This is a genomic window from Anaerotaenia torta (genome assembly GCF_050433395.1).
Classification (GTDB): Bacteria; Bacillota; Clostridia; order Lachnospirales; family Lachnospiraceae; genus Mobilitalea; species Mobilitalea torta.
Genome location: NZ_JBNPXH010000004.1, coordinates 310,235 through 325,449 on the forward strand (window position 1 = coordinate 310,235; position 15,215 = coordinate 325,449).

Below are 15,215 nucleotides of genomic sequence, written 5' to 3' on the forward strand. Positions count from 1 at the left end.
CTTAAAATGCCTCCATGTATGTCTTATCCGGACTATGCCCAGAACATCTCGCCTCTTGCTTCATAAATCAATACATTCTTCAGGAACTCAATTGCCTTGCTCAGCCCTTCTCTGCCGGACATCAGGCTGTCCTCATGCTCGATGCTGAGGGCATGATCATAGCCTGCCATACGCAGCTCGGATACGATTGCCTTCCAGAATTCCTCTCCATGGCCGTATCCAACCGCTCTGAAGATCCAGGAACGGCTCACCTCATTGCCATAATGGCCCGTATCCAATACACCGTTCACCGCGGTGTTGTAGGGATCGATCTTCGTATCCTTTGCATGGAAATGGAAGAGCGCTCCGGCCTTGCCCAGTTCACGGATGCTGGCGCAGGGATCCATGCCCTGCCAGATCAGATGGCTGGGATCAAAATTAGCACCGATCTCCGGTCCCACCGCCTCCCGAAGCTTAAGCAGCGTACTGGTATTGTAAACACAAAAGCCGGGATGCATTTCAAATGCAATCTTTGTAACACCATGCTCTCTGGCAAAGGCTGCTTTCTTCTTCCAATACGGGATCAGGATCTCGTTCCACTGGTACTCCAGAATATGCAGATAATCCTCCGGCCAGGAACAGGTTACCCAGTTGGGCATTCTGTCCTCCGGGCTGCCGCCGGGGCATCCGGAAAAGGTATTCACAATCGTCACTCCCAGCTTTTCTGCCAAGAGAATCGCATTGGTCAGATCCTGGTCAAATTTATCGGCGATCTCCTTGACCGGATGAACCATATTGCCATGACTGCTGAGGGCGCTGATCTCAAGATTATGCTTTGCAATCACAGCCTTGAACTTCTCCAGCTCCTTTTCATCCTTTAATAATACTTCCGGATCGCAATGCGCCTTACCCGGATATCCGCCGCATCCAATTTCAACTGTCTGGACACCTTTTTTTGCCAAAAACTCACACGCCTGATCAAGGGGCATATCGCCTAGTACAACTGTAAACACTCCTAATTTCATTGACTTTCCTCCTATATTTTTCATTTTATAAAGGCATATTGTCTTACTTTGAATTGTAAAATACAAGTGCTCTGTTTTCTATGGATTTCTTGCTGAATATACATACAATCTTGCTGTATTTCATAATTTCCACTGTTTTATAGACAGGAGATATCATTCCCACAGATTAGACGGTGCATACCCATAATATTTTCGAAACAAACGGCCAAAATTATTATAATCCGTAAAGCCGACAGCTGCTGCTACTTCTGCCACGGTCATTTCCTTCTGCTCCAACAGATGATGGGCTTTTTTCAGCCTTACCTCGTTAATATAATGGAGGGGGCTCTGTCCCAGACTTTCTTTAAACAGATGGCAGAAACGGTATTCACTGAGATGGATCATTTCTGCCAGAGTGCGGATCGATACCGCCTCGGTATAATTCTCCTGGATATACCTCAGCACCAGATTCAGTCGTTTCAGATTATGAATCCGGCGGATATTGGCCCGGTCAGAGAGGCTTTCCACCACATAATTGCGGAGCAGGTAAGTGATCAGCTCATACAGCTTTCCCCTCATTGCCATCTTATATCCGGCTTGCTTCTGATCCTGCTCCCAATGAATCTCTTCCATGAGTTTTTTAATGTTCCCATCAGAGGCAATCATGGATTGGAAGATAACATTGCAATTAGCCACTTCCTTGGAGAAGGAGCTCATCTCAAAGATAATAACCAGTGCCTCGAAATCCTTCGTCAGGCTCATTCCCTCATGAAGCTCATTGGTGTTAATAATAATCAGACTGCCTTCCTCCATGGGAAGCGGCCTGTGGTTGCAGTAGAAGGTTCCCTGCCCTTTAAGAACATAATGAAGCTCAATATGCTCATGCCAATGAGGAGGACAGTAGAAACCGGTTCTCTGAATCCGGTTTTTAAACATCTGCACCGGAAAGTCCTTGTCATTGATTATTTTTTTCTCATACAGACTCATATCATGCATTGAATTTCACCTGCTCTAAAACATTTCAATTTGCTTTCTTGTCCCATATATCGCACCATAATCATTGTAACAGAAGGTAACACAGCTTTCAACAGAATATGCCTCTGTTTGTTTCCGGTACAGACAGAAAAAGACTGCTTCCATTCAATGAAGAAACAGTCTCCCCGTTATAACAGATGCTCTTTTCGCCTTAAAATAACAGCTCCGATTTTTTCTTAAGCAGCTTCGCGCCATTCAGTATTAGTAAAACACCGGATACGATTCCTGCGACTACCAACAGAATTCCCATAACAAGATTCCACACGCCAACCGACTTCATTGTGTGGTAGATTTTCTCCATCATCTCTATCCCTCCTTTATCCATCGCAGCCTGTATTATTAATTTTTTGTACCGTATTGCTCATAATATGCATCAATTGCAGATTTTAATGTATCATCAATTACAATTTTCCCCCGGTAGGGACGATTATACAGATGCTCTACCACATCTTTCATTGTAACAATAGCCGTTGTTGCAATATTATAATTGTCTTCTATTTCGGAAAGGGCGCTTTTACTGCCCTGCCCGCGCTCCATACGGTCTACGGAAACCACCAGCCCCAATACCTTCACCTGGGCCTGGGCCGCCAAAATCGGCATGGTCTCTCCGATGGATGTTCCTGCTGTGGTTACATCCTCTATGATAACTACTCTGTCACCATCAGCAAGGGGCGAGCCCAAAAGGATTCCCGTATCCCCATGATCCTTCACTTCCTTACGGTTGGAGCAGTATCTGATATCCTTCTGATAGAACTCACTGAGTGCCATGGTAGCTGCAACACTCAAAGGAATTCCCTTATATGCCGGCCCGAATAAGACCTCAAAATCCAAACCGAACTTATCATTAATTGCTCTGGCATAATACTCGCCGAGCTTTCTCAGCTGCGCACCCGTTCTGTAAAAGCCCGTATTCACAAAGAAGGGGGTTTTCCGCCCGCTTTTCGTCGTGAAATCTCCAAATTTCAATACTCCGCAATCAACCATGAATTCAATAAATTCCTGTTTGTACTGTTCCATTATCTTAATTCCTCCTGTATTGACGGGCTTTTCAACCGTTTCACCGCATTGCATCAAATGCTTCTCCTATCCTACCATAAAAGCTGTGTTTTTTCAATTCGATTCTTTAAATTTTCATTGCCCTCTGAACTGTTACTATGGTCTCTTCCCTTGCACAAGGAAGCTATTGTACGCAGCCAATAATCTCCCGGATATCCTTTATATTATACTGTCTCATATATTCTTCCATCCCTTCCAGAACCTCTATGGTCGCCGAAGGATTGATGAAATTAGCCGTACCTACCGCAACCATGCTGGCGCCCGCCATGAGAAATTCCAATGCATCCTCCGCAGTAGAGATTCCGCCCATCCCGATAATGGGAAGATCTACCGCGTGAGCCACCTGGTACACCATGCGCACGGCAACCGGCTTGATTGCAGGCCCGGAAAGCCCTCCGGTCTTATTGGCAAGCAGACAGGCTCTGCGGTGAATATCAATCTTCATGCCGGTCATGGTATTGATCAGGGACAGGGCATCGGCTCCTCCGGCCTGTGCCGCACGGGCCATCTCTGCAATATCCGTTACATTGGGACTCAGCTTCATAATAATCGGCTGCTTTGCCCGCTTCTTCACTTCTGAGGTAATCGCCTCCACACATCCCGGATCCTGGCCGAAGGCAATTCCGCCCTCCTTGACATTGGGGCAGGAAATATTGATTTCCAGCATATCCACATCACAGTCCGCCAGCCGCTCTACCACCTCACAATATTCCTCGGTGGTCTTTCCAACCACATTCACGATAATCTTCGTATCATATTGTCTTAAGAAGGGAATATCCCTTCGGATAAATACTTCCATACCGGGATTCTGAAGGCCGATTGCATTCAGCATCCCCCCATAGGTCTCCGCCACCCTGGGCGTCGGATTCCCCGGCCAGGGTACGCTGGAAACGCCCTTCGTGGTCACCGCCCCCAGTCTGGACAGGTCCACATAATCACTGTATTCCATCCCGGAGCCAAAGGTTCCGGAGGCTGTTGTTACCGGATTCTGAAAGGTTACTCCGGCAATGGTTATCTTCGTATTCATAGCTCCACCTCATCTCCATAAAAAACAGGGCCGTCCTTGCAAATACGTTTATTATGGACATTGCTGTGATGATCAATTTCCTTCGTCTTGCAGACACAGGCCAGGCAGGCTCCGACACCGCAGGCCATCCTCTCTTCCATGGATAACTGACAGCGGATTCCCTTCTCCAGCGCATAGGCCTGGATTCCACGAAGCATGGGCGTAGGCCCGCAGGCGAAGATGATATCTCCTTCCAGCCCCTTCTCCCTCAGGGCATCCAATACATTCCCCTTGGTGCCCTTGCTGCCGTCCTCCGTGGCTATATGAACGCTTCCGTAGGGTGTAAATTCATCTTCTAAAAAGGTAATATCACGGTATCCCAGTACAATCTGCTTTTCACAGTTCAATTGCCCGGCCAGCTCCAGCATCGGAGGAATCCCAATGCCGCCGCCCATGAGAATCGCCTTGCTGCCTTCTAGCGTAAAGCCATTGCCGAAGGGCCCCATGACCTCCACCCTGTCCCGGGCTTTCCACCCGGCAAATTCTCTCGTTCCGGCCCCGGTAACCCGGTATACCAGGCGTATCAGCCCCCGCTGCCGGTCAATCTCACAAATGCTGATGGGCCTGGGCAGGAGCCTGCTCCTGTCCCCGCAATACAGCGAGACAAATTGTCCCGGGACTGCCGCCGCCGCAATCTCTTCCGCTTTGATCCACATGCTGTAAATATCCTTTGCCAGCATGGTCTGCTCGGTAATCTCAAAATATTTTTTCATCGCTACAGGCATATCATTTTCTCCTATGGATATTATACCATGTCCGCAGATTAGGAATAATAAATATGTCAATGCCCTATCCATCATGGACTAATCTGCTTATCTTGGACATTATAACTTAATTCCCGGTACACTACAAGTTTTTTTACGAGATGCCGGACATGAGCGGAGGTATGCAGCCACTCCTTGACACGGGTTCCCGTCTATGATATATTTACCAGCGTGGGCTGATCGCATTACGGTGCGTCAGTCCGGATCAGTTATAGGAAAATTTTAATTTGAGAGGAAATGATGAAAATGGCAAATACGAATCCTATCGTTACAATGGAATTGCAAAACGGAGATACTATTCGAATCGAATTATATCCCGAGATCGCACCCAACACAGTGAATAATTTTATCTCTTTGGTTAAAAAGGGCTTCTACGACGGACTGAAATTTCACAGAGTAATCCGCGGTTTTATGATTCAGGGCGGCGACCCGGAGGGCACCGGCATGGGCGGCCCCGGTTATTCCATCAAAGGCGAGTTTTCATATAACAATGTTCCCAATAATCTGAAGCACACCGCAGGCGTCCTCTCTATGGCCCGGTCACAGCGTCCGGATTCCGCAGGCTCCCAGTTCTTTATCATGCATAAGGATTCTCCCCACCTGGATGGCTCCTATGCTGCTTTCGGCAAGGTAATTGAGGGCATGGAGGCAGTCAATAAGGTTGCCGAGACTAAGACAGATTATTCCGACGCTCCTTTGGAGCCTCAGATCATGGCAAAGCTTACCGTAGATACCTTCGGTACGGAGTACCCGGAACCGGAAAAGTGCTAATCCGAAGTTTACTATAAAAAATGCGCTTTGATCGATATCCATCGTTTCAAAGCGCATTTTCTTCTATTTCGCTTGTCTCCATGCTTTCCTTAAATCTTCTCTCATATCAATGACTGCCTGCCTGGAAGCATCCGCGTAGGCCTGCTCTCCAAAGCGCTCATATCCCTTCAGCTTATACGCCGCAATAATACCGCGGGAGGAGTTTACAATTGCCCCAAGTCCATCCTTGTTAAAATAATGAACCAGGTCTTCCGCCTTGCCTCCCTGGGCTCCGTAGCCGGGCACCAGAATAAAGGCTTTGGGCATGATCTCACGAAGGATCCGGCCCATCTCCGGATAGGTGGCTCCCACCACCGCGCCGACATAGCTGTAGGTATCACCCATATGCTGCTCTCCCCACTCTGCCACCTTGCGGCCCACCAGCTCATAGAGAGGTCTGTCTCCTACCAGCTGATCCTGAAAATCACCGCTGGAAGGATTGGAAGTCTTCACAAGAATAAATACCCCCTTCTTCTCTTCCTTGCATACCTCCAGGAAGGGATTGACGGCATCCGCTCCCATGTAGGGATTCAGTGTTACAAAATCCTCGTCAAAGCCCCGGAAGGAATTCTGTCCGACGGTCACCTTCCCCAGGTGGCCGATTGCATAAGCTGCTGAGGTGGAGCCGATATCTCCGCGCTTAATATCTCCGATTACCGCCAGTCCCTTTTCCTTACAGTAATCCACGGTCTTCTTAAAGGCCTTCATTCCTTCGATACCGAATTGCTCATACATGGCAATCTGGGGCTTAACTGCCGGAATCAGATCACAGGTAGCGTCCACAATTCCCCGGTTATACTGCCAGATGGCTTCCGCCGCACCCTCCAGATTCTCTCCCTTCTCAGCATAGGCTTTCTCGAGGATATGCCGGGGGATATACTCCAGCATCGGGTCCAGCCCGACAACAATGGGAGCCTCCAGCTTTCCTATTTTCTCCGCTAATTTATTAATCATTTACGATACCGTTCCCTTTCATTCTTGTATTAATATCCGGCATTTTACGGCCTGATACCCTCCTCAAAGGAATATACAACCTTGCCGGATACCAGAGTCGCAACAATCCTTCCCCTTACCTTCCGGCCATGGAAGGGCGTGTTCCTGCCTTTGGAATAAAACTTCTCCTTATCAATGCAATATTCTTCTCCGGGATCGGCAATCACCAGATCCGCCACCTTTCCCACATCGAGGCAGCCGCGGTCAAGTCCCAGCACTCTGGCGGGATTGGCGCTCATCTTCTCCACCATCTGGGCCGGACTGAGATATCCCGTCTCAACCAGCTCCGTCAGAACCAGGGGAAACGCGGTCTCCGAACCCACAATACCAAAGGGCGCTTCCGCCATGGATCCGGACTTCTCTTCTGCGGAATGGGGAGCATGGTCTGTGGAGATCACATCAATGATCCCATCCCTCAGAGCCTCCTTCAACGCCTGCACATCCTCCGGACTGCGCAAAGGCGGATTCATCTTGTAATCTGAATCATCTCCGGGAATGTCCTGATCGGACAAAACAAAATGATGAGGACAAACCTCCCCGGTTACCCGCAGGCCGTCCTTCTTGGCAAGCCCCAGCATCCTGGCACTGTCCCTGGTGGAGATATGGCACAGGTGAAGCTGTGCTCCGCTCTCCTTCGCCATGAGAATATCCCTTGCCGTTATGATATCCTCCACGGCATTGCAGATTCCCGGCAGGCCCAGTTCTTCCGCCTTACGGCCCGCGTTAACGGCTCCCTTTCCTGCCAGCTCCTTGTCCTCGCAATGGGCAAAGATCGGCATCCCGTGGCGGGCGGCCTGCCGCATGGCTTCCATGTACAAAGCGCTGTTCATCACCGATTTCCCGTCCTCACTTAAGGCCACCGCTCCCGCCGCCTTAAGCTCTCCGATGGATACCAGCTCCTTCCCCGCCTGCCCCAGAGTGACCGCGCCTACGGGAAGAATATTAACCACCGCTTCCTGCTCCGCCTTCGACCGGATCCGCTCTATCATTGCGCCGCTGTCTGCCGCCGGGCTGGTATTGGGCATGGGGCAGATGGTAGTATAACCGCCTGCCGCAGCAGCCATGGCACCGGTGGCTATGGTTTCCTTGTATTCAAAACCAGGCTCCCGAAGATGGACATGCAGATCGATAAAACCCGGCATCACATAACAGCCGCCGGCATCAATCACGGTCAATTCTTCCTCCGAAGCCACTTCTTCCCCCTGTGTCAGCTCTTTGGGAGGAATCTGTTTCTCCACTCTGCTTATGAATTCGCCGTCAATGAGAATATCATAAGCTCCTTCCCGGCCCGCCGCCGGGTCAATCAGATAACCATTCTTTATTAATGTACGCATGGCAACTCCTTTATAATTCCGCGGCCTCCACATCATCCAATATCCTGCGGTCAATATAATTCTCCAACTCATACTTTGTAATCCATCTGGCGTCCGTCAGCTCCTCCGACAGGATGATATCGTCAAAGCCCACCTGGCAGAGATAGCTGATTCCGATATTAAATATATCTCCGGTGGTAAAGGTCCAGGTATAGAGAATGCGCTCCACGGCTGCGGTCAGTCCCGTCTGCTCGCTGATGCAGCGCAGGACCGCCTTATCCGGAGCCTCACCGAACTCAATAACACCATCAATAAACCCCCATTGAAAGGGTTCCACCAGACGATCATCAAACCATCTTTTTACCACCAGATATTTGTCCTCATACTGAACAATACCCTTTACCAATATTCTGTACTTTTCCATACCGCATCTCCTTTCAGATCGAACTTTCTTCTTTGGTTTTTACATCACCGTACCTGGTTTCCCTGCCAGATAATGAATAAATTGCTGCGCTGTACGCCCTGACATCCCGCCATGGGACAGCTCCCAGCGGTTGGCCTCCAGCAGCAATTCCTCCTGGGACAGGGAAATCCCCTGGCGTTTGGCCAGCTCCAGGACAATCTGCTGGAATTCCTTCTTACCGGGTGCCGAGAAATTAATGGTAATACCGAACCGCGCCACCAGGGAAAGCTTCTCCTGCATGGTATCGGAGCGGTGCAGCTCCTCCGTAACCTCCATGTCGGAGCGGTCGCTCCAGGTCTCGCGGATCAGATGCCTCCGGTTGGAAGTGGCATAGATCAGCACATTATCCGGCTTGATCTCCAGCCCTCCCTCAATGACCGCCTTCAAGTACTTATATTCTATCTCAAATTCTTCAAAAGACAGATCATCCATATAAATTATGAATTTGTAATTCCGGTTCTTCACCATGGCAATTACTTCGGACAGATCCTCAAACTGGTGCTTATAAATCTCAATAATTCTAAGGCCCTGCAAATAATATTCGTTGAGAAGCGCTTTTACCGAGGTGGATTTGCCGGTTCCGCTGTCTCCGAAGAGAAGAACATTGTTCGCCTTTCTTCCCTCGATAAATGCCCTGGTATTGTCCGTTAATTTCTTCTTCTGAAGCTCATACCCCACCAGATCCTTCAACCAGACCTCCTGGGTGTTGGTGATGGGCACCAGTTCCAGCTCTCCTTCCGGCTTCTTGATACGAAAGGCTTTATTGAGGCCGAACATCCCCACACCATAATCCCGGTAAAAATCCGTCACACAGGTAAATACTTCGTTCTCATCCCCTGCCTGCTCAATCCGGCTGCTTAATATCTGAACCTTTTCGCTGACACTTTTATTATATCTGCTGCTGTTTTTTTCAATGGCATGGTAGTTCGCAAGAATGGAAAAGCAGTTAATCCCCAGCTCTCTCTCCAGGGGCAGGAAATCATAATCAAACAGTGCCTTGAAGATTCCGAAATCATTTCTGGCAAACTGATTCACGGAACCTTCCTTCGCCCCTGTCTTCTCGCAGGTCAGACTGAAGGGATTCTCCGCCGTGACCAGCAAATAGGCCAGATAATTATGCCAGAGATTGTGATTGAAGCCATAATCGGTGGCCAATTGCAGCAGCTGATGGATCAGCTCATAGATTCGGGATATCAGGCTCTCCTTCTCTTCTTCCGTCAGTCCCTGCTCCCGGTTCCTGCTGTCAAACTCCTGTATCAGCCCGGACAGCTGATACAGAAAGCCCTTTCGATCCAGATTTGTATATATGATAAGCTTCGATATAAGACGATACACGCTTTGCCTCCATGTCTGCGCATTCCACCGCGCATGCGTACTTTGTACGCTTTTACATTCTCTCCGGGGCCTCAAAGCCAAGGAGATCTATGCAGGTTGTTAATATATCCTGTACCATAGTAATTAATGCAATCCAGGAGGACTGTCTCTGCTTATCCTCCTCGGCAATGATCTTCGTATCATGATAGAAAGTGTTAAAGGCATTGGCCAAATCATAGATATAGGCACAAATCCGGTGAGGTGCCAGCTCCTGATAAGCCGTCCGGATCATTTCCGTGAATTTGGTCAGCTCCAGCATCAGCCCCTGCTCACTGGCTGAAACAGCCGGAAGCAAATCAAGGGCTGCCGCCCCCGGATTGCTTTCCCGGTATTTTGCCAGGATGGACTTAATCCGGACAATGGTATAGAGAATATAGGGTCCGGTATCTCCCTCAAAGCTGGTAAAGCGTTCCACATCAAAGACATAATCCTTGGATATCTGATTGGACAGATCACCGTATTTCAATGCCGCCAGACCTACCTGGGAAGCCACCCTGCGGGCCTCTTCCTCCTCCATGCTCCTGTTCTCCATGATCTTGCGGTAGACTTCCTCCGTCACACTGTTAATGAGATATTCCAGGCGCATCACTCCGCCTTCCCTGGTCTTAAAGGGCTTCCCGTCCTTCCCGTTCATCGTTCCGAAACCGATGAAATCCAGCCGGGTATCCTCCTTCACCAGCTTTGTCTTCCTTGCGCAGCGGAATACGATCTCAAAGTTCAGCTCCTGCCTCTTGTCCACCACGTAGATGATCTGATCCGGTGCAAAGAGCTTCATCCGTTCCACAATGGTGGCAAGATCCGTCGTATTGTAAAGAGCGGCGCCGTCCGTCTTCAAGATCATGCACGGAGGAACCTCCTTCGTATCCGTCTCTTCCTTGACGTCCACCACCAGCGCTCCCTCGCTGATTCTGGTATAATTATTCCCCTTAAAATATTCAATCATCTCCGGGATATAGGGCTGCGCATCGCTTTCCTTCTTCCACAGATCAAAGGACACCTTGAGAGTCTCATATATTTTCTGAAGATCGGTAACAGATACCTGCAGAATGTGATTCCACAGGGCGGTATATCCCCTGTGCCCATTTTGCAGATGATAGGTTATCGTCTTAGCCTCTTCCCTGAAATCAGGGTTGCTCTTGGAATACTCACTGGCGGCAGGATAGATTTCCTCCAGCTCCGATATGTTAAAGGGAGCTTCTGCCGGGTATTCACCGGTATAACTGTCATCAAAATACACCAGCTGGGGCTGACGCCTCTTCACCTCTGCAATGATAAGGCCCATCTGGGTTCCCCAATCTCCAAGATGCGCGTCTCCGATCACCGTATGACCTACATAGCGCAGCAGCTTCTTAAGGCTTTCCCCAATGATAGCGGAGCGCATATGCCCTACGTGCAGGGGCTTTGCGATATTGGGTCCGCCATAATCGATGACCACTGTTCTGGGCTGAGGATCCTTCTCCACTCCGTAGCGCTCCTCGCTCTTCATGCGGTTTAAATATTTTGCAAGATATTCTTCCTTCAGATTAATATTGATAAAGCCCGGCATAATTGCCACAGCCTCCTTAATCATCCGGCTGTTTTGTAATACCTCGGCAATCTCCTGGGCAATCTTGATGGGAGCCATTTTATACTGCTTTGCAGCTGCCAGAGCTCCATTGCATTGATACTGGCATAAATCGGGACGGTTGGAAAGAGTGACGGCGCCAAACTTCTCCTCATAGCCTTTTTCTGCAAAGGCCTCCCTCATTTCCGCCGATAATAATTCAATCATAGTCTTCATGTTTATACACGCGCCTTTCCTCAGTTCATTTCTTAATTAATCATTACTTTATCATAGTTATTTAAAATTGTCATCATGAAAGAAGAAATTTTTACAAGCCCTCCTTCCCTACCCCGTCTTAACTAACTGACATTGCCGTCTGAACTGTTATAATGTTTTTTCAATTTTTACTCAAATTATGAATTATATACTATATTTTTTATTTAATTTGTTGTATATTGGTATATAGTAGGTTGTAAAACATTCTTTTATTCGGGATTTTCAGACAGGATGCAAAGAGGGCTGCCTGTCACATTTCTTCCCGGTATGGGAATGCCGGAAGTTTATTATAAATTATGAAAGGGGAAATATCATGTTCGGACTATACTTATGCCACTACTTATTAGACAAGAATAAGATTTCTCAATCACAATTTGACAGTCTGGTTCAGCAGCTTCACCAAACCAAAGCAAAATTGGGTCTTATCGCAGTATCTGAAAAGCTCCTCACTGCAAAGCAGGCGGAGGAAATCAATGAAATCCAGAAGAAGACAGACCGGCGCTTCGGTGACATCGCCATTGATAAGGGATATCTGGTGGCGGAGGAGGTAACCCACCTGCTCAATCTCCAGGGCAATTCCTATCTCAGCTTTATACAGCTGGCGACGGAGCAGGGTATTCTGACCCGTCAGGAAATCGAAGCCTGTCTTGAAGAATATCAGCAAGAGAACAATTACAGCAATTCCGACGTAGAAGCCTTGAAATCCGGTGATATCGACAGAATTATCGATGTATTTGTGGATTCGGGAATTCCTTTTACCGGGGAATGTGCCGCTCTGGCCATCCGCAACATCATCCGTTTCATCAACAGCGAGCTTCTGCTGAAAAAGGCGTACACGGCAAAGGAATACTCCTTCTCCGGATTGGCCTGCCAGCAGATGACCGGAGATCACAGTGTCTTCGTGGGACTTGCGGGAAGTGACAAGGCATTGCTTGAAATTGCCCGGCCCTTCGCTAAGGAAGACTTTACAGCCATGGATGAAGACGCCTTTGACTCCGTATGTGAATTTATTAACTGCACCAATGGCCTTTACGCTTCAAAGCTGAGTCAGGAGGAGATACAGATTGATATGACACCTCCCGGCTATTATCGGAATGGAACGCTCACCGCAGAAGGCGGCCTCTTCCTCGTACCCATTATGATCCGCGGCGAACAGGTAGAGCTTGCAGTAATTACTGATCATACCGTTTCCATAACCTAGATTGGTGCTGCGTCAGCAGCAGAGTATCAGTTAGCGAGAAAAAGGAGGATTATTATGGCTAAAATACTAATTGTAGATGATTCAAGAACATCCCGGAAAATCTTAAGAGCTATTTTAGAAGAACACGGACATGAGGTGGTTGCCGAAGCTGTCGACGGAAAGGACGGCCTGGCGAAATACATAGAGATCCGGCCGGAGCTTACTACCATGGATATTACCATGCCGGTGATGGATGGCTTGGAGGCCCTGAGAAAAATCAAGGAGCACGACCGGTCCGCCAGGGTTATTATGGTTACCGCAGCCGGCCAGAAGGGTAAGATGGTAGATGCGATAAAATACGGCGCTGCTGAATTTCTGACTAAACCCTATGAAGCAGCGCAGATTGTGGATATTATTAAGAAGGTTTTATAAACCGGCTTTCTCAAACAACGAGCGACACGCCTTGCGTACCGCTCCTATGTTCAATAAAAAGAAACCAAGGGCCTCAAGGTTCCTTGGTTTCTTTTTATTAAACATAGGAGTGAAAGGTTTGCTTAGATCTGTACCGGCACAATAATTGCTGCAATAATATACGCGATAATACCTGCACCTGCAAACAGGCACACGGCTGCCCACGCCAGACGGACGATCGTAGGATCCACATTGAAATACTCAGCAACTCCTCCGCATACTCCGCAAAGCATTTTATTGCTGGTTGACCGATATAATTTTTTCTGTTCCATAATACAACCTCCTTCCTTATAATATTATCATATCTTTTTTCTAATTAAAATCAACTAAAATATTTCCATTTCAGTAAGGTCATGCAGAAAGATATTCTAGTAAAGCTTCATACTATTATTCATTGCATAATAGTATTTATTAATTAGTATATTTGATATTAATAATACTATATATCATACGCTATTATATGTCAATCTTTATTTTAATATATCACCGGTTTATTCCTTCGGCAAGTATACCCGGAAGGTGCTTCCCTTCCCTGGCTCGCTTTCCGCCTCTACTCTGCCGCCATGTGCCTGCACGATTGACTGTACAATGGTTAATCCGATTCCCGTGCCTCCGGTCATGCGGTTGCGGGATTTATCCGCCCGGTAAAACCGTTCAAAGATATAGGGCAGCTCTTCCTTCGGAATTCCGATTCCATTGTCGGTAACAGAAAATCCGGCAATATCCTGCTGTTCAAGGAGCTCGACCGTGATCTTGCCTCCCGTCCCGGAGTATTTTATCGCATTGCCGAGAAGATTAACCGCCACCTGTTTGATACGGCTGACATCCGCCATTAATTCAATACGGGGTCCCTGCACCGTCACTTGGAGCTCCTTATGGAGAAGCTCTGCTTCAAAGGAGGCCACGGTCTGCTCAATCACCGTCCTCAGCTCCATTTTCTTTTTGTCCGGATTTAGATTATCCTTCTCCAGACTGGCCAGGTTCTCCAGATCCCCCACCAGATTGCCGACCCGTACCACCTCATCATAGCAGCTTTGGAGACGCTCCGGAGTAGCCTCCCAAAATCCTTCTGTCATGGCCTCCAGATGGGATTGCAATATAGTAATCGGCGTACGCAGTTCGTGGGCCACATCCTCTGTCAGCTGTTTACGAAGCTTTTCCAGGGTTTCCAGGGACTCTGCCAGATGATTAACAGAGGATATCAGCAAATGAAGCTCCCTGGTATCGCTCTTCTCTTCCAGGCGCACCTCATATCTGCCTCCCGCGATCTCCCCGGCAGCTTCCACTGTCTTTAATATGGGACGACTGATGCGTTTAGCCAGAAGATGTCCCACCAACAGGGACACCAGCAAGGAGATCCCTCCCACACCCAGCAATATCTTGTTGAGGGAGTACAGGAATTTGAATTCATTTTCATTTAAAAAGAAAGGGCCGAAATAGCTGATGCTCACACTTCCCACCGCCATCTCGCCCTGCTCCAGCTCATAGGACACAGAGGTGAATTCGCCGTCCAACTGGGGATACTCAATTCTCATCCGGTCCGATATCTCCCCCATAATCTGATTGCACAGCCCCATATCATGAGCCTGCGCATCCCATAAGGTCTTTCCCTGCTGATCGTATATCTTGATAATGTAGCCTTCGTACAGGGAAAACATGCCGATGGCATGAACATAGTCCATGTTCCACTGGCCGGTGGATGCATCATACTGCTGGCTGATGCTTGAGGTTATGATATGGGCCTTCAGCTCCTGCTGCCTGCTGATATAATCGGTGAACCGCCTGTTTATCAAAGCATTGGCTAAAAGACTGATGATTCCCACCGTAATCAGAACAAGAATCAGGATTGCGGAGGATACATTGGATTTTAAGCTACGTTTCATGCGGA

General features: G+C 48.3%; 16 protein-coding genes. 3 read left to right on the forward strand and 13 right to left on the reverse strand.

From position 1 onward, the window contains the following. Positions 1 to 32: 32 nt before the first annotated feature. The 6 genes from HNQ56_RS09380 to HNQ56_RS09405 form a co-directional block, all read right to left on the reverse strand. Complete coding sequence (locus tag HNQ56_RS09380; protein ID WP_429144932.1) at positions 33 to 1,004, reverse strand: sugar phosphate isomerase/epimerase family protein; 972 nt, start codon at positions 1,002 to 1,004, stop codon at positions 33 to 35. 153 nt (positions 1,005 to 1,157) lie between these two features. After that, entirely contained in the window at positions 1,158 to 1,979 is an 822-nt protein-coding gene (locus HNQ56_RS09385) for an AraC family ligand binding domain-containing protein (RefSeq protein ID WP_429144934.1), read from the reverse strand. 190 nt (positions 1,980 to 2,169) lie between these two features. After that, a complete protein-coding gene (locus HNQ56_RS09390) occupies positions 2,170 to 2,322 on the reverse strand; it encodes a hypothetical protein (protein ID WP_429144936.1) in 153 nt (50 codons plus the stop codon). 35 nt (positions 2,323 to 2,357) lie between these two features. After that, a complete protein-coding gene (gene pyrE, locus HNQ56_RS09395) occupies positions 2,358 to 3,035 on the reverse strand; it encodes an orotate phosphoribosyltransferase (RefSeq protein ID WP_429144938.1) in 678 nt (225 codons plus the stop codon). 163 nt (positions 3,036 to 3,198) lie between these two features. After that, on the reverse strand, positions 3,199 to 4,101 hold the full coding sequence (locus tag HNQ56_RS09400) for a dihydroorotate dehydrogenase (RefSeq protein WP_429144940.1): 903 nt from the start codon (positions 4,099 to 4,101) through the stop codon (positions 3,199 to 3,201). Continuing rightward, positions 4,098 to 4,865: a dihydroorotate dehydrogenase electron transfer subunit gene (locus HNQ56_RS09405; RefSeq protein WP_429144941.1), complete on the reverse strand. Its 768-nt coding sequence runs from the start codon at positions 4,863 to 4,865 to the stop codon at positions 4,098 to 4,100. Before HNQ56_RS09405 ends, HNQ56_RS09400 begins: the two co-directional genes overlap by 4 nt. Positions 4,866 to 5,150: 285 nt before the next feature. Between HNQ56_RS09405 and HNQ56_RS09410 the strand changes: the two genes are divergently transcribed. Further along, on the forward strand, positions 5,151 to 5,675 hold the full coding sequence (locus tag HNQ56_RS09410) for a peptidylprolyl isomerase (protein WP_429144943.1): 525 nt from the start codon (positions 5,151 to 5,153) through the stop codon (positions 5,673 to 5,675). A gap of 63 nt (positions 5,676 to 5,738) precedes the next feature. Here HNQ56_RS09410 and pyrF read toward each other — a convergent pair whose 3' ends face one another. Genes pyrF through argS form a run of 5 tightly spaced genes read right to left on the reverse strand, consistent with a single transcriptional unit; the run spans position 5,739 to position 11,637 of the window. Further along, positions 5,739 to 6,668, reverse strand: coding sequence for an orotidine-5'-phosphate decarboxylase (gene pyrF, locus HNQ56_RS09415; RefSeq protein ID WP_429144945.1), 930 nt, complete (start codon positions 6,666 to 6,668; stop codon positions 5,739 to 5,741). Between the two features lie 44 nt (positions 6,669 to 6,712). Next, positions 6,713 to 8,041 (reverse strand): dihydroorotase, encoded by a 1,329-nt coding sequence (locus tag HNQ56_RS09420; protein ID WP_429144947.1) that lies wholly within the window; start codon positions 8,039 to 8,041, stop codon positions 6,713 to 6,715. A gap of 10 nt (positions 8,042 to 8,051) precedes the next feature. Further along, on the reverse strand, positions 8,052 to 8,444 hold the full coding sequence (locus HNQ56_RS09425; RefSeq protein WP_429144948.1) for an NUDIX domain-containing protein: 393 nt from the start codon (positions 8,442 to 8,444) through the stop codon (positions 8,052 to 8,054). A 39-nt stretch (positions 8,445 to 8,483) separates the two neighbouring features. Further along, entirely contained in the window at positions 8,484 to 9,818 is a 1,335-nt protein-coding gene (locus tag HNQ56_RS09430; protein WP_429144949.1) for an ATP-binding protein, read from the reverse strand. A 52-nt stretch (positions 9,819 to 9,870) separates the two neighbouring features. Continuing rightward, complete coding sequence (argS, locus tag HNQ56_RS09435) at positions 9,871 to 11,637, reverse strand: arginine--tRNA ligase (protein WP_429144951.1); 1,767 nt, start codon at positions 11,635 to 11,637, stop codon at positions 9,871 to 9,873. A gap of 352 nt (positions 11,638 to 11,989) precedes the next feature. On the opposite strand from argS, the gene HNQ56_RS09440 reads away from it, so the two are divergent. Both HNQ56_RS09440 and HNQ56_RS09445 read left to right on the forward strand, forming a co-directional pair. After that, a complete protein-coding gene (locus tag HNQ56_RS09440; RefSeq protein WP_429144953.1) occupies positions 11,990 to 12,877 on the forward strand; it encodes a chemotaxis protein CheX in 888 nt (295 codons plus the stop codon). A 54-nt stretch (positions 12,878 to 12,931) separates the two neighbouring features. Continuing rightward, positions 12,932 to 13,288 (forward strand): response regulator, encoded by a 357-nt coding sequence (locus HNQ56_RS09445; protein WP_429144954.1) that lies wholly within the window; start codon positions 12,932 to 12,934, stop codon positions 13,286 to 13,288. Positions 13,289 to 13,410: 122 nt separating this feature from the next. On the opposite strand, the gene HNQ56_RS09450 is transcribed toward HNQ56_RS09445, so the two are convergent. Both HNQ56_RS09450 and HNQ56_RS09455 read right to left on the reverse strand, forming a co-directional pair. Then, on the reverse strand, positions 13,411 to 13,599 hold the full coding sequence (locus HNQ56_RS09450) for a PspC domain-containing protein (RefSeq protein WP_429144956.1): 189 nt from the start codon (positions 13,597 to 13,599) through the stop codon (positions 13,411 to 13,413). A gap of 219 nt (positions 13,600 to 13,818) precedes the next feature. Continuing rightward, entirely contained in the window at positions 13,819 to 15,210 is a 1,392-nt protein-coding gene (locus tag HNQ56_RS09455; RefSeq protein ID WP_429144958.1) for a sensor histidine kinase, read from the reverse strand. Positions 15,211 to 15,215 lie beyond the last annotated feature (5 nt).

Coding starts and splice junctions, on each gene's coding strand:
- HNQ56_RS09380 (WP_429144932.1), bottom strand. CDS start 1,004: ATGAAATTAGGAGTGTTTACAGTTGTACTAGGCGATATGCCCCTTGAT.
- HNQ56_RS09385 (WP_429144934.1), bottom strand. CDS start 1,979: ATGCATGATATGAGTCTGTATGAGAAAAAAATAATCAATGACAAGGAC.
- HNQ56_RS09390 (WP_429144936.1), bottom strand. CDS start 2,322: ATGATGGAGAAAATCTACCACACAATGAAGTCGGTTGGCGTGTGGAAT.
- pyrE (WP_429144938.1), bottom strand. CDS start 3,035: ATGGAACAGTACAAACAGGAATTTATTGAATTCATGGTTGATTGCGGA.
- HNQ56_RS09400 (WP_429144940.1), bottom strand. CDS start 4,101: ATGAATACGAAGATAACCATTGCCGGAGTAACCTTTCAGAATCCGGTA.
- HNQ56_RS09405 (WP_429144941.1), bottom strand. CDS start 4,865: ATGCCTGTAGCGATGAAAAAATATTTTGAGATTACCGAGCAGACCATG.
- HNQ56_RS09410 (WP_429144943.1), top strand. CDS start 5,151: ATGGCAAATACGAATCCTATCGTTACAATGGAATTGCAAAACGGAGAT.
- pyrF (WP_429144945.1), bottom strand. CDS start 6,668: ATGATTAATAAATTAGCGGAGAAAATAGGAAAGCTGGAGGCTCCCATT.
- HNQ56_RS09420 (WP_429144947.1), bottom strand. CDS start 8,041: ATGCGTACATTAATAAAGAATGGTTATCTGATTGACCCGGCGGCGGGC.
- HNQ56_RS09425 (WP_429144948.1), bottom strand. CDS start 8,444: ATGGAAAAGTACAGAATATTGGTAAAGGGTATTGTTCAGTATGAGGAC.
- argS (WP_429144951.1), bottom strand. CDS start 11,637: ATGAAGACTATGATTGAATTATTATCGGCGGAAATGAGGGAGGCCTTT.
- HNQ56_RS09440 (WP_429144953.1), top strand. CDS start 11,990: ATGTTCGGACTATACTTATGCCACTACTTATTAGACAAGAATAAGATT.
- HNQ56_RS09445 (WP_429144954.1), top strand. CDS start 12,932: ATGGCTAAAATACTAATTGTAGATGATTCAAGAACATCCCGGAAAATC.
- HNQ56_RS09450 (WP_429144956.1), bottom strand. CDS start 13,599: ATGGAACAGAAAAAATTATATCGGTCAACCAGCAATAAAATGCTTTGC.
- HNQ56_RS09455 (WP_429144958.1), bottom strand. CDS start 15,210: ATGAAACGTAGCTTAAAATCCAATGTATCCTCCGCAATCCTGATTCTT.